Annotated in this window: 10 protein-coding genes; 9 read left to right on the top strand and 1 reads right to left on the bottom strand. The window is 47.9% G+C overall.

The genetic code is table 11. The features are described 5' to 3' along the window. Positions 1-10: 10 nt before the first annotated feature. The 9 genes from AC58QO_RS28780 (at position 11) to AC58QO_RS28740 (ending at position 15,219) form a co-directional block, all read left to right on the top strand. Positions 11-2,359, top strand: coding sequence for a family 78 glycoside hydrolase catalytic domain (locus AC58QO_RS28780; protein WP_497271660.1), 2,349 nt, complete (start codon positions 11-13; stop codon positions 2,357-2,359). 15 nt (positions 2,360-2,374) lie between these two features. Next, positions 2,375-3,505, top strand: coding sequence for a glycoside hydrolase family 88 protein (locus AC58QO_RS28775; RefSeq protein WP_497271658.1), 1,131 nt, complete (start codon positions 2,375-2,377; stop codon positions 3,503-3,505). Further along, a complete protein-coding gene (locus AC58QO_RS28770; protein WP_497271657.1) occupies positions 3,502-5,322 on the top strand; it encodes a heparinase II/III domain-containing protein in 1,821 nt (606 codons plus the stop codon). The genes AC58QO_RS28775 and AC58QO_RS28770 overlap by 4 nt, the downstream gene beginning before the upstream one ends. A 192-nt stretch (positions 5,323-5,514) precedes the next feature. After that, on the top strand, positions 5,515-7,092 hold the full coding sequence (locus tag AC58QO_RS28765) for a response regulator transcription factor (protein WP_497271655.1): 1,578 nt from the start codon (positions 5,515-5,517) through the stop codon (positions 7,090-7,092). A gap of 1 nt (position 7,093) precedes the next feature. Next, positions 7,094-8,875, top strand: coding sequence for a sensor histidine kinase (locus AC58QO_RS28760; RefSeq protein WP_497271653.1), 1,782 nt, complete (start codon positions 7,094-7,096; stop codon positions 8,873-8,875). 304 nt (positions 8,876-9,179) lie between these two features. Then, positions 9,180-10,484, top strand: a complete 1,305-nt coding sequence (locus AC58QO_RS28755) for a plastocyanin/azurin family copper-binding protein (protein WP_497271651.1) — start codon at positions 9,180-9,182, stop codon at positions 10,482-10,484. 61 nt (positions 10,485-10,545) lie between these two features. Then, positions 10,546-12,288, top strand: coding sequence for a stalk domain-containing protein (locus AC58QO_RS28750; protein WP_497271649.1), 1,743 nt, complete (start codon positions 10,546-10,548; stop codon positions 12,286-12,288). A gap of 32 nt (positions 12,289-12,320) precedes the next feature. Continuing rightward, positions 12,321-13,379 carry a DUF4198 domain-containing protein gene (locus AC58QO_RS28745; RefSeq protein WP_497271647.1) on the top strand — a complete coding sequence of 353 codons (1,059 nt, stop codon included), beginning with the start codon at positions 12,321-12,323 and terminating at the stop codon, positions 13,377-13,379. 67 nt (positions 13,380-13,446) lie between these two features. Next, complete coding sequence (locus tag AC58QO_RS28740) at positions 13,447-15,219, top strand: copper resistance protein CopC (RefSeq protein WP_497271646.1); 1,773 nt, start codon at positions 13,447-13,449, stop codon at positions 15,217-15,219. Positions 15,220-15,269: 50 nt separating this feature from the next. On the opposite strand, the gene AC58QO_RS28735 is transcribed toward AC58QO_RS28740, so the two are convergent. Beyond that, a complete protein-coding gene (locus tag AC58QO_RS28735; RefSeq protein ID WP_497271644.1) occupies positions 15,270-15,419 on the bottom strand; it encodes a hypothetical protein in 150 nt (49 codons plus the stop codon). Between the last annotated feature and the right edge of the window lie 173 nt (positions 15,420-15,592).

Below are 15,592 nucleotides of genomic sequence, written 5' to 3'. Positions count from 1 at the left end.
GGAATGTGATATGTCAGCAACCTTTGAGTGGAAAGCCAAATGGATCGGGGCAGGTTCTCAGGTGGATGCAACAACAGCAGGTGATTCGGAAGGCGCTCTGCCGTTGTTCAGACGAGCATTTACGGTCGATCGACCTCTTGCAAGTGCGTGGGCGTACGTCTGTGGATTAGGCCACTTTGAGATGCGAGTGAATGGCAACAACGTAACGGATTGTGTTCTGGAACCCGGCTGGACGGATTATAACAAGACCATCTTGTACACGAAGTATGAGGTGACCTCCTATCTGCAGGAGGGAGAAAATGCAGTTGGTGTGATGCTGGGGAATGGGTTTTATCGCGTAAAGGGTGAGAGGTACGCCAAGTATGTTGGGGGTTTTGGGGATCCGAAGCTCATTCTGCAAATGGAACTGACCTATGCGGATGGAACGACTCAGACGCTTATGAGCGATGAGAATTGGGTCACGGCCAAGGGGCCGATAATCTTCTCCTGTATCTATGGTGGAGAAGACTATGATGCTACCAAGGAGCAGCAAGGGTGGGATTGCCCGGGATTTGCGGAGGCAGGATGGCAAAGGGCAGCGCTTGCCTCGGTCCCGACAGGCCAACTACGAGCCCAGAACTTCCGGCCCAATAAAGTGATGGAGCGGCTGTCAGCTGTCAGCATCGTGGCATGGAAAGCGGGCATGCTCGTTTGCGATTTCGGCAGCAACGTTTCCGGTTGGGCGCGGCTGCGCGTCCAGGGACCAGTTGGTTCGACCGTAAAATTAATCCCCGGCGAGCTGCTAAATCCCGATGGCACTGTCTCCCAGCAGTGGACAGGATCCCCTACCTCGTATTCGTATACGTTGAAAGGGGAAGGCGTGGAGGAATGGCATCCGCGATTTACGTACACGGGATTTCGATATGTGCAAGTGGAAGGTGCCGTCTGGCAGGCGACATCGACCCATCTTCCACAACTGCTAGATATACAAGCTGAAATGATTTATCCCGATATAAGTGTGACCGGGAGCTTCGCGTGTTCGAATACCCTACTGAATGGGATTCATGCCATCATCAATCGGGCCATTTTAAGCAACATGAAAAGTGTCATGACCGATTGTCCTCACCGGGAAAAGCTGGGTTGGCTGGAAGAGGTCCATCTGATGGGGCCTTCTATTATGTACAACTATGACGTAAGCGAGCTTTATAGCAAAATTACCGACGATATGGGGCACGCACAGTTGGACAACGGGCTTGTGCCCGATATTGCTCCCGAATACGTCGTATTCGAGAACGGGTTCCGAGATTCACCAGAATGGGGAAGCGCGTATATTCTGGCCACTTGGTATACCTACAAATGGTACCGCAATCCCTCCTTGTTGGAGCGGCATTACGAGGGCATGGGGCGATACGTAAACTATTTACGCGATCGAGCAGCTAACGGCCTCTTTACCGAAGGACTCGGTGACTGGTGCGATGTGGGGCCCAAATCAAGGGACGGCTTCCCGCAAAATACACCGATCTCCCTAACAGCGACTGCCATCTATTATTATGATGTCACCACCATGCAAGCCATCGCCAAAGTGCTTGGGCGTGAGGAAGACGCGAATGCTTTCGCGAAGCTCGCGACGACGATCCACGCGGATTTTAACAGCCAGTTCTATGATGCGTCTGCTGGCACCTACGCAACAGGCAGCCAAACCTCGCTCGCCATGCCGCTTGCGGTAGGGCTTGTGCCAGCGCATTTGCAGGAGCAAACGCTGAGTCAGCTCGTGCAAGATATTCGCGCACGCGGCAACAGCATGACCGGAGGCGATGTTGGCTTCCGCTTCTTATTAATGGCGCTGACCCGCTTCCATCGGTCAGAGGTTGTGATGGCGATGCTGTCGAGGGAAGAGCACCCAAGCTACGGATATCAGATCGCGCATGGCGCGACGACGCTGACAGAGCTGTGGAACGGCCCGACAGAAGGGCTGTCTCAGAACCATTTTATGCTAGGGCATGCGGAAGAGTGGTTATATGCAGGGCTGGCGGGCATTCGTATCCATTACGATTCGCCAGGTACAGATTGGCTGGAGCTTAGACCTGGGCCGGTAGATGGAGTGGACTGGGTGAAGGCGCATCATGATCTTCCAGAGGGACGGACAACGATCCATTGGAGGAAGACAGGACCTTATTTGCACGTGGATGTGACCGTACCCGCCAACCTATCCGCTACCCTTGCCTTACCTTCCGCCAGCAGACAGGATGTTTCAGAATCAGGTACAGCAGAATCGCATTGGACGGCCATCACATATCTGCGCGAGGACGAAGCTGGTTATCATCTCTATAAGGTCGGCTCGGGCTCGTATTCATTTACCATAAAGCTTCGAACTCCGTGAAAGGTGTGAACTTGTATGACGACGATATGGAAGCAAGCGATTGAAGATGCCATTGATAAAACAAGACGCAATATCCCCGCTTACGGTGGACTGTTCCCAGAAGTAACGGACGGCGGACCTCGCTTTAAGCTGATTCCAAATAACTGCTGGATCAATGGTTTTTGGTCAGGTATTCTTTGGCATTGCTACGAATACAGCGGTGACGAGACGTTTCGTACCGAAGCGGCACGCACTGTTGACTCTTTCCGTGAACGTTTGGATCAACATATCAAGCTCGATCATCACGATATCGGCTTCTTATATTCACTTTCGGCTAAAGCCCAATGGATCATCGAAAAGAATGAAAAAGCACGCCAATTAACGCTCGAAGCTGCGGACATACTCCTCAAGCGCTGGCGGCCCCAGACTCAGCTCATTCAAGCTTGGGGCTTGGAGAACGATCCGATCAACGGCGGGCGCATCATAATTGATTGCATGTTGAACTTACCGCTCCTTTACTGGGCCTATGAACAGACAGGAGATAGGAAATATTATGATGTTGCGGTCACGCATGCGGAGAAGAGTCGGCGATTCCTCGTTCGCGGTGATGGCTCCTCCTATCACACCTTCTTCTTCAACCAAGAGACGGGCGATGCGATCGGCGGAGGCACGCACCAAGGATATCGGGACGGTTCCACTTGGACGAGGGGACAGGCGTGGGGCATTTACGGGTTCGTACTTTCTTATACCTATACGAAAAATAAGGCCTATCTCGATACAGCCAAGCAACTGGCTGTCCATTTCATCGAGCGGCTGCCCGAGGACGCCGTCGCGTACTGGGACTTCGATGTGCCCGTTGAACCGGGCACTAAGCGTGACAGCTCCGCTTCAGCGATTGCTGCCTGCGGGATCTTGGAAATCCTCGAGCATCTGCCTGCGGATGACCCGCAGCGCGCGATGCTGAATGACGGAGTGATCCGCTCCATGCAGTCGTTGATCGAGAACTATCGACCAACGAACGAGGAGGTTCAAGGCTTCCTTGAACACGGCTCGTACGGCGTGTTAGGCAACTCATCACCCGATGATTGCATGATTTGGGGCGATTATTTTTACCTTGAAGCGCTGATCCGTTTGGAGCATGGACGCAAGGGGTACTGGTACGAATGATGGATAAAGAGCAGCTCTATCAAGCCTTAACATACGGAACAGAAGCGGGCGGAGAGCGCTTGTTGCTGCCAGAAGCTCGAAACGCCTTCCACTGGCATGAGAGGCAAGCATTGCCTTTTTATCAGTCGATGCTGGATGAAATAACCCAAGCAGAGAAGCTATTCCCGTCGTATACGCCCGCGATATCTTTTTCCAGCTATCGGCTTTATGACGACACGGGTACTCGCTTAGCCTATGAAAAGGAATACTTCCACCGAAGGCAGAAGCTTTCTGCTTATGCCATCTTATCGCTCGCCTATGGCGAAGAGCGGCATATTAGAGCGCTTGAAGATATCATCTGGGCGATCTGTGATGAGTTCACGTGGAGCTTGCCCGCGCATTTGGAGGGGAAATCGCTCGTAGGCGTCAATGTGGCAGAACATCGTTATATGGTGGAGCTGTTTGCGGCGGAAACGGCTTTCTATCTTGCGGAGATCGCGAGTTTACTGCAAGATAAATTGGCTGAAGCCGTCATTCATCGCATCTCGCATGAGGTGGAGGATCGTGTGTTTTCCGCCTATGCGAAGCGCTCCTATTACTGGGAGACGGAAGGCTCCAACTGGACGGCCGTCTGCTCAGGTGCGATTGGCATGGCGGCTATGTACTTGATCAAAGATGAGGCTAAACTGGCTGCGATCCTCCAACGGACCTCGGCTGGCATGGAATGCTTTATTAGCGGCTATCTCGATGATGGTGCCTGCTGCGAGGGTGTCATGTATTGGAATTACGGCTTCGGCTATTACGTCATGTATGCGGAACTGCTCAAAGAAAGATCAGCGGGTACAATCAACCTGATGCAGGCTGAGAAAATTCGCCGTATTGCCCTATTTCAGCAGAAAAGCTACTTAAGCCGCGATCAGGTCGTTAATTTTGCCGACTGCATACCGGGTTACAAATTCAGTCTTGGTTTGACACATCGCCTTCACCGCAGTTATCCAGAAGTCCAAACACCTTCTCCTCACTTCGCGATGCGTTTTCACGACGACCACTGTTATAGGTGGGGGCCAATCGTTCGCGCTTTTGTCTGGAGCCATCCGCAGCTCGGCGAAACGCTGGCTCAAGAAGCTTTCAGCTTTTTCCCAGAGACGCAGGTGATGGTAAGCAGGGCGGGAAGCGGTGTGGACACGGTTGGTTTTGCGGCTAAAGGCGGTCATAACGGGGAGTTTCATAATCATAATGATCTGGGGCATTTTGTCCTCCATGTAAATGGGGAAACGCTGCTTGCCGATCTCGGAGCAGGTGAATACACCAAAGAATACGGTGTGACGTCTCGTTATCAATTTATGGGAACCACGTCGCGTGGCCACTCGGTTCCGATCGTGAATGGCCAGTACCAGTCTGCTGGCAAGGGGTTTTCCGCGCAAGTAATAGAAGCCAAATCAACGGCTGAGCAGGACGTTTTCGAGCTAGAGCTTGCTGGCGCCTACGAGTTGCCTGAGCTGCTCAGCTTGCGGCGCCGATTCCTTTTTCATAAAGAGGGGGTAATCTCCCTTTGTATCAAGGATTCCTACTCCTGCACACAAGTACTCGAAAGTTTTGTTGAAAGATTCGTAACCTTCCATACACCGCTGGTGGTTGAGCATGGTAGAATTCGGGTCCAGGGTGCCCATACGCATGCCGATCTGATTTACGATGCTGCCCAGCTTGCTGCCACAATTTCCAAAGATGTGTTCGTGAATCATAAAGGCGAGTCGAAGGATGTTTACCTCATCGATCTGACCTTGCAGCATGCAGGCAGGGAAGGGGAAATAACGATCTGGCTTCTCACCTCCGAATAGGAAGTTAATTTTCGAAACTAAAAGTAAAGATTGTGATCTATAGTCCCCCCAGCAGTCATGATATAGTTGTTATAGGACAGAAGCTATCCTAGCTATCAATAGGGATGGCTTTTTTCATCTTCAGCAGAAGGGTTATGGCAGTTGCTGTTGAAACTACAATGTGTTAGAGATAGAGCCAGAGGGGGATGCGTCATGTACAAATTAATCATTCTGGACGATGAAGAAATCATACGCAAGGGGCTTGTGGACTTCATACCATGGCGAGAAATCGGATTTGAGATGATGGCTGATTTCGAGGACGGGCAGGATGGCATGGATTATTTGAAACACAATGACGTCGATGTTGTGCTGACAGATATCATCATGGCGGAGGTCACGGGGCTCCAATTAGCGCAATATATACACGAAAACAAGCCAAAGACAAAGGTCGTAATTGTAAGCGGATACAAAGAATTTGCTTTTGCTCAGCAGGCGATTCAATACAATGTTCAACATTATTTGCTGAAGCCCGCTCAATTGGAACAGATCCAAAACGTATTCGAAGGCATTAAGCAGAAGCTAGACGAAGAGCAAGCCGAAAAGCGCGAGCAAATGATGGATAAACAGCTGTCCCAGGCACTGATTCCGCTCTTCAGGGACCAATTCTGGACTGACCTGCTCATGGGGGCGCTTCGGAATCCAGATGAGATCAAACGTCGCATTGAGCTGCTCTCGCTGCCAATTACGTTATCTAACCACTGCGGTCTCATTGATATTGACATCAAGCTGCACGGTCAAACAGACTTTGGTTCGAATAGCAGCAAGGAGCGTGTTCAGCAAGCGATCGGCGGCATGTTCCTGAAACAGCAGCCTGTCATTCAGTACTTTCCTCTCAACATCGCTTCTCATGGCTTCAAGGTTGTAGCCGTATGGGATCAGGGTATGGAGGAGGAAGCCGTAACATGGTTGATTAGTCAGCAGTTGGGCAAAATCAAAGCCTCCATCGAGGCTATCTTTCATTTATCCTTTGATGCGAGCATCGAATCTAGATATGAGAACTTACTGGATTTAGCCGCCTACACGGGGCAAATGAAGCTAGTCCGTAAAGATGCGAATGGGAAGCTGCAGCTGGACAAAAATGAACAGGATCAGCTCGTTGAGCGGTATAAGCTGTTTATGTCCAATATTTTGGAGGGAAATGCGCTTGAGGCGGAGAGTCTGCTTGACCATTTTATGGAGGAATTCGAAGGATTACCGAGCAGCTTCACGCACCGATTAATCAAAGATTTATTCGCCGTCGTTGGACGTACCTTCGCGCAAGAAGGCATCGACGTGAAAGAACTCACAGGTAAAATTACTGGTCACGATATGAACAAGAGCGATATGGATGAAATCCTGAGTCTAAGCAAGAATACGTTGGATGAAGTCATGAAAACAACCGCGCCGCACAAAATCAGCTCATCGAACAGCATCATTGCCAAAGCGCAGCAATATATTCGTGACCACTACCATCAAGATTTGTCGTTGGATAGCGTGGCTGATTTCGTCTTTCTGAATCCGGTGTATTTCTGCCGTTTATTTAAGCAATATACCGGTCTTAACTTCACAGACTATTTGACTCAGATACGTGTGGAAGAAGCGATCGAACTTCTGCGTACGAACAAATATAAGATTTATGAGGTCGGCGAAAAGGTTGGTTACCCCAATAGCAAATATTTTAATCGTGTCTTTAAAAAAATGACAGGCAGCACGCCGAAAGAATATTGCCGTAATTTCCTGATAGGTACCTGACATGAGCAAGACGGGGCTTCTCTATTACATACGCAATTATAAATTTCAAAGCTTGTTTATTAAAAATCTCCTCCTGATCTTCATGCTGACAGTCGTTCCATTCGTCGGGATGGGGCTCGCGGTTTACCATCAAATGAACAGCATCGTTCGGGAGGAAATAAGCGCCGTGAACCTTAACTCGCTCTCCCGTTTGCGCGATGTGGTTGATACGGTGTTCGAACAAACCGACCGAATGGCCACCATGCTGACGCTGCAGGATGATGCGGTACAGTTCGTTTTTGCCGCTGATCCTGGGAAGATCGCCAATACTTTGTACACGCGACTGAATAACTACATTATCAATTTAAGCAGCACGTACAATTACATTGATTCGATCTATATTTACTCCGAACGCAACAAATATTTGATTTCGAATAATTATCAAACCGGGCCATTGGATACGATCGACGACAAGTCCTGGTATGCAAGCTATGTGAAAAGGTCAGACAACAATCCCTCTGTGATGGCGAGGAGAAGGGCGAACAGCTTTCCCTACTACATCTCACTCATAAGACCGATGTACATCTATTATCAAGAGAAATTCGGCGCGGTCGTCGTCAATATTGACGTGGAGAAGCTTGGGGAAGTGATTGGTCGCAAACGTTCCAATTTGGCAGAAAGACTGTTTATTGTTGATGAGTCTGGTCAAATTGTTTTCAGTGACAAGCGCGCGGAGCTCTTTACGGATGCGAAGAAGAATCAGCTTCTAGCCAACATTTCGCTGGAGAATTCGGCCCCGCAATCAACCATTCAGACCATTGAAGGCAGCCAGTATGTCGTCTCCATCGCCAAATCTGAGCAGTATGATTGGCGCTATGTGCTGTTGCTGCCGATCCATCATTACAATGAGAAGATGATCGCGTTGCGCAACTTTATGACGATTTTTGCTGCTGTCGGCATGGTTGTTATTACCGTTGTGTCTTTCCTGATTTCAAGGCGCACATTCTCCCCTGTGAAAGAGATTATGTCGGTCTTTGACGTCTCGTCAGCAGCTCTAGGCAATACGTTGCGAGATCGCAATGAGCTTCGATTCATTCTTTCCAACATCACGAAGAACATCAATTCTCAGCATGAGCTGGAGGGGGAGCTCGAGCGACGGATGGCGCTGCTCAGTAAAGCGAGGTCCTTGGCACTGCAGGCACAGATAAATCCTCATTTCTTATTCAATACGCTGGATACGATCAAATGGATGGCTATTCGATTAACAGGCGGCAGCAATGAAGTGTCGGACATGCTAGCTTCCCTATCAGATCTAATGCGGTTGAGTACGGATTCCGACAGTCATCTGATCCCCATTGAAAGTGAAATCGAGCATGCTCGCAAGTATCTGGCTATTATCGATTATCGGTACAAGAACAAAATCACTGTCGAATGGGACATAGATGACGAGCTCTACCCCTACAGAATCGTGCAGCTTTGTCTACAGCCATTGTTGGAGAATGCCGTCCTTCATGGTATGAAGCCTAAACGATATAACGGGACGATTCGGATTGTAGGCAGAAGCAACGGCGATGATTTGGTAATTGAGGTGAGCGATAACGGGGTTGGTATGGATGCTGATAAAATGAAGCAATTAAACGAAGGCTTTTCTCAGGAGCATGACCTTGTTGGCAAACATATTGGCTTACCGAATGTGAACCAGCGAATTAAGCTTATTTTCGGAAACGATTACGGCCTGCAAATCAGAAATGGAGAGATATCTGGGACGACAGTTACCATTCATTTGCCGAAGGTAAGCGAATGAGGTGTCAATTTTGGAGACGAATACGACGGCATGTATCTAACGAAAAGAGGCTTCTTCTATGGGTCGAAAAGACCTTTCGGAAAAGGTCTCTTTTTGTCGTAAAATAAGCTCATTTGTGGGCTAGCGATATGTCAAATGCTTAATAAAAATTTAATGGAGAAATTGTAAGTTTTACCATACAAAACTATTGATTGCGTTGCGCCTGGTTTGATACAATACGTATCGGATAGTGCTTGTAGGAGTTTAGTCGGTGTTGTCCGCTCATGGATTACATACAAATTCACTTGGCGAGGAGAATTGTTGAATGCGCAAAAAGGTATTGGCTTTGCTATTATCATCAGCTTTAATGCTCACTTCGTTCGGAACAGCTTTTGCGGCAGACACTGCCGCTCCACAATCGTGGAATGTTTCCGTAGGAAAGGAGCAAGATCAAACATCTCTGGATTCGATGTTTCCGAAAGTCATTTACATTCATGAAGGGGATACCGTTAAATTTACGGATGGTGCGCAGTTTACACCGCACACGGTAACTTTTCTTGCAGGGTCAGCCCCACTCAGCCCGCAAGATCCCAAAGCCTTCGCACCTTCTGTTACAAGCGGAAGTAAATGGGATGGAAAAAGCTTAATCAATTCTGGTTTGCTCCAGCCAGGGGACGCTTACTCGATTACGTTTACGGCAGCAGGGGCCTATTCTTATGCTTGTATTTTGCATCCGCTCATGACAGGGACGGTTGTTGTTCTCCCAGCAGGTGCAGCTATACCTAATCTTGTCGAACAAATGGCAGGGGTTAAGTCCGACGTAGATGATTTATTGGCGCAAGTGGAGGCACTTAAACATACCAGTATGGATGGAAATTACATGAAGAACGCAGATGGCAGTACCATGTACATGGTGGACGCAGGGATGGGGCATCGCGGTTTTACTTTGAATACAATGATGCCGGAAACGTTGTACATCAATGAAGGCGACTCCGTGGAATGGATGAATAATAATTTGTACGAACCCCATTTCATTACTTTCAATAAACCAGCTGATCTTAGCTTTTTCGGTCCGATGGGGGATATGAACCCGGCATTTTTGGCTCCTGCTGGAACAGATAAGTTCGATGGCAATGGGTTCACCAATTCGGGCATGCTCCTGGCGCAAAAGTCATACACACTGACATTTACCAAAGCGGGCAGCTATGTCTATGAATGTTACCTGCACTCTGGCAGCAAAATGACAGGGACAATTGTTGTTGCGCCCAAGGGTGCAGTTAAGCTTATGGTGAACGGCAAGCCATTCACCACGGCATCTGCACAGCTTTATCATAATCATGCGTATGCGGCAATTGTCCCCGTGATCGAAGCATTAGGCGGAACAACGGTATGGAACGATGCGCTGCATGCTGTGGTTGTTAACATTGGTGGCAAACATGACCTGCCTGCACAGCTATTACCTGCACCAGGCGTTAAGCTGATCATCAATGGCAAACAGTTCTTCTCCGATCTTGCGCCACAAATCATTGATGGCCGTAGCTATGCTGCGATTGAAGATATGGTTAGCCTGCTTGGCGGCAGCTATAGCTGGAACGAAGCTTTGAAATTGGCCACAGTTACAATTAATTAATGAGGACATGAGAGAAGCGTGGGTGCTTCTCTCATGCTTTTTACCAGGAGGACTGCACGCGATGAATACGATAGGTTCGAATAGATGGCTGCGCCTTGCGTGTCATCCCTTCCTTTTCGCAGCAATTATTATGTTAACTGGCATTCTATATGTTCAATCACAGTTCGCTAGAGCTGAGGGTGCTGTGACAGTCAAGAAGTTCCATTTGTATGCGACAGATGGCTATTTAACGTTACCTGATCAAACACAGGTGTATGTCTGGGGATACAGTCTAAAGAACGAACAAGGAACTGCCGTATATCCTGCGCCAACTTTAATTGTGAACGAAGGGGATCAAGTAGAAGTCACGTTAACGAACATCGGGCCGAAAAAAACGGGCATAAAACGGTTAGCCCATACGATCCACTTCCATGGACTCGACACGGATCAAGCCAATGACGGGGTACCGCATACCTCCACAGATATTTTGGTAGGTGATAGTTTTACTTATCATTTTACGGCAGACCATGCAGGTACATATTTTTATCACTGTCATGTGGATACCGTGGAACATTTGCAGATGGGCATGCATGGAGCATTTATTGTGAAGGCAAAAGACGGAGCCAATCAAGCATGGACGGGCGGTCCAGCCTATGACAAAGAGTATACGTATGTCATGAACGAAATTGATCCTGTGTGGCATAAAGCTGTTGAAACAGGCACGGCCTACGACCGTACTGATTTCCATCCTCGTTACTGGACAATTAACGGAAAAGCTTTTCCAGATACAGAAGCGGATCCAACAACCTTAATTGAGGGCAAAGTTGGCGAAACGATCCTAGTTCGTGTGATTAACTCGGGCTATCAGGCACATGCTTTGCATTTGCATGGTCATCATTTTCAGGTCATTGCTTCGGATGGGCGGCCGTTACCAGCTTATTTTGATAAGGATACGATTAATATCGGCCCAGCGGAAAGGTATGACTTGCTAGTTACCTTCACACAGGACGGGGATTTCCCCTTCCACAGTCATAACATCGTAGATAATACGAATAATGGCGTGTATCCTGGCGGATTGCATACGATGGTCAGCATCGCTTCTGCTGCGAGTACATCGATCGTTTTGCATGCTGGAGATACAAATGTTCAGGTGAACGGACAACGGATACCATTGGATGTTCCACCGCAGTTGATTGACGATACGACATATGTTCCGCTCCGCTTTATTGGGAATCAGCTGGGAGCCGAGATTCGCTGGATCGATGAGGAGAAATCGGTTGTCTATACGACCAAACATACCCAAATCCAGCTTTGGATTAATCGCACCAAAGTCATCATAAATGGTAAAGAATTTACCCTGGATCAGCCGCCAATAAACCAAAACGGATTCAGTATGGTTCCACTCAGATTTGTCTCTGAGAACCTTGGGGCTAAGGTTAGATATGATCCAACAACGGGAAATGTCACTCTCTTGTATGATCCGGATAAACATGAGATGAATATGCATGCGGGTATGAACATGGATATGGGGACAAAGACACCGACGACGGAGGATTCATCCTCTACGACACAAGCAGGGGAGCAACTCGTGACGATTAATCAAGCGGCTTTTTCGATCAAGGAGATTAAGATCAAAGCAGGCACCAAAGTGACCTGGATCAACAAGGATACGCAAATTCATACGGTTACAGATCTTAATGTTCAATTTGATAGCCGAAATATTTTTCCTGGTGATAAATGGAGTTTTACCTTTACTCGGGCCGGCACCTATACGTATTATTGTTCCACTCATCCAAGCATGCAAGCAACAGTGGTCGTTGAATAACACTTTCTAACGTAATGGAGGATATACTACGCATGCGTATGAAAAAAATAGGAGTCATCGCGCTTACCGCAGCGCTCACATTCATTTTGGCAGCACACGCGTATGCCCATGATGGTTGGTCTCAAACTAACGCTCCCATTATGGCTCAAGGCGAAGTATCTTATGTGGAGCTGCTGCTTGGCAATCACTCGAATGAGCATAAGAGTTATCGGATTGCTGGTCAGTGGAGCCCAGATACCTCCAAGGTTTATGTCACTACGCCTGCAGGTAAAAAGGTAGATATTACGGCTACACGCTTCTACACGGGCGAAGCAGCAACGGACAAAGAGCCTGCGGTTAACAATGGCTTTATCGCTACCTTCACGTCATCTGTGCCCGGTGCCTATATTGTTACGGCTGAAGCGGACAGCATCAACACGACAACGGCTAGTCGGTCCCTCCGCAGCGCCAAATCATTTGTGGCCATAAGCGACATTCCAACGCTCGACCGAGTGCAAGCATTGCGCGGATTCGCGAAGCCCGTCAATCTGGACCGTGCCGAATTCGTCCCCCAATTCAACCCGGCAGCTGTTACGCCGAATGAAAGGGTTGCCGTTCAGCTTCTTCTGAAGGGCAACCCTGTAGCGAATACGGAAGTATCTCTCATTCGTCGAAGCAATTCGGAGGCAGAAACTTTTCAATCAGATGCCAATGGTCTGATTACTTTCCAAACAGGGCCGGCAGATGACTATTTATTGAGAGCCTCCATGTCAACGGACGAGAGCAAGGCGGGCGAGTACGCCAAAGTCAATTATTCGTTAACGATGACATATAGGGTGCAGAAGGGTTCTGTTCATTTGCCCTTGGGTCAGGTAAATCCGATTCCGCATGTTTATGTAAATGGGAAATTAGTGGAAGGGGACAACGTTTTCACTCAAGACGGTGTAACCAATGTTGATGCGTCGTTTCTGCAAAAACATGTGGACTCAGCCTATAACAAAGTAGGATTAGTCGGACTTCGTACCGCTGCGGAGAGCTTGGGTGCGATCGTCGAGTATTTGCCTGCTGTTGGGGAATCGCGTGCAGCCGTCATGATTTATACCAAGCTGTAGAACCATACAAACAGGGCCCATTATTCCTATCCTGGGGCTCTGTTTGTTTTAAAAGGATGTGATTCTATTGAGGTTCCCCTGGATGGGACTTGCTGTATACCTGTTCGTTGTGTTATTTGGGCTGCCCTCTCAAGTAAGTGCTCATGCCAATATGGAGCGATCTACCCCGCTGCAGAATGCCGTTCTGAAGGAATCACCTCCTGAAATCCGTATTCAGTTTACGGAAGCGGTTGACTCGAAACTGAGCCGAATTACAGTTGAAGATCGGAATGCGAACATCATTGGCGGCAAGTTAAGTGCTGCAGATGATAGATGGTTGATCTATACAATTCCGAAGCTGGATGATGGTATTTATAAGGTGAAATGGCAGGTGCTGTCTGCCGATACGCATGTGACCGAAGGCTCATTCCGCTTCTCTGTTGCGATCCCAATAAGCAAAGAGAAGCCGAGTGAAACGATTTCACTTGAGGTGGTCGTGCCCTCATTAGAGCCAAGTGCAGCGCCTATTAAGGCGGAGTCAACGCCAGAGATAAAGCCTGAAACAAAGGCAGAAACAAAACCCGAAACGAAAGCCGAAGCAAAGCTTGAAACAAAACCAGAAACAAAACCAGAAACAAAGCCAGAAACAAAGTCCGAAACGAAATCCCAGATTGGAAAGACCGCTCTTCCATCACCTCAACCAGAATCGACGCCCAAACAATCGCCATCGCCTTTGCACAACGAAGATCAGGAAAAGAAAGAGGAGATCAATAACGGGACTACTGCTTCTAACACAGCGAATCCCACTCCATTAGACAATGGTCAGTATTCAAAGCCAATTATGGAGAAGTCACTGGAATCCGAAGCAGGAAAGATGAAGGAGACTCCAGTGAGTGAAGTAGTAGGGGAGTCAAACGTACAGCAACCTGAAAACTGGCGAACTAACAGCTATCATCTGCTGCGGATTGTAGAAGTACTGGCAACGATCGGGATATCTGGCGCACTTTTTTTTACATTTATTAGTTGGGATTTTCCTCAAATGGGAACAAGGGACTTGCGTTCACAAAGCAATGAGCGTCGAATATATGTCATCGCATTCGTCATTTTGATTTTGTCGGGGGCTTTGCATGATTGGATATTGGCGGATCAATTGAGCGGAGGCGGCTTGAAAAGTGTTTGGGATAACTTGCAAACCATCATCGCCTCAACGATGATCGGTATGACTTCGTGGATTCGACCTGCTTTAGTAGGTTGGATGCTTGTGTTAACCTTTGTCCCGACAAGGGATAAGCACAGAGTATTCTTTTTAAAAGCGACATTAGCCATTCTACTCATTGTCACATTTCCGTTAACTGGGCATGCTTATGCGTCTGTATCCGGTGTTTGGTACGGCGTTACGACACACGGACTACATATGATTGCCGCAGCAATTTGGTTTGGAGGATTAACGAAAGTATGGATAGCAACAAGTAAAAGAGAGCATACGCTCGAAAATTTAACATCATTGAACAGACTGATTGGCCGATTTTCCTCATTTGCATTGCCGGCCATGGGTCTTGTTTCCATTAGCGGAGTTATACTTTCTTTGTATCGGCTAAAAAGTTGGGAAGCACTATTTCAGAGCGAATATGGCCAATTCGTGCTGGCCAAATCATCGGCTTTTGTCGTCATTATAATGATTGCTGGATTCCACCGACGGGTACTGATGCCCCGAATGAAAGCTATGATACAGGGGAATACGGTTATTTTCACGATTGTATTTACAAGATTTGTATGGGGAGTTCGCCTGGAAATGGGGCTAGCTATCGTAACATTACTGCTTGCTGGCATGCTGTCAACAACAGCCCCGCCTGTCATGTGAAGGAGGGGCGCATGCTTATCCTTAAATATAGGGTGCTAAGCTAAATCTTTTTACTGGTAGGGAAAGTAAGGGATCTGAATGTGCTCGATTTTCACACCTACGGGTTTAATAATGATATCCTTGGAATCTGACGTTTTCTGGGGTAATTGAATCGTACCGCTTCCATTATAATACAAAGGTTTTTCTAGTTCATTTTTCATCCTTACACTCTCCTGTAAAGTATATCTTACAAAAACAAGCGTACCATTTTTCAGGAGGATTCACAATAAGTAAATAGCGGGTTTCTAGGCGCCAAATGAGACGCTTCAGCAATAATAGTTGCACTTTTGCATGCTTCATGCCTGCTAAAATAGGTGAGGACAACCCTTGAACA

Source organism: Paenibacillus sp. J31R30 (assembly GCF_059692115.1).
This window is presented reverse-complemented; position numbering and strand designations above follow the sequence as displayed.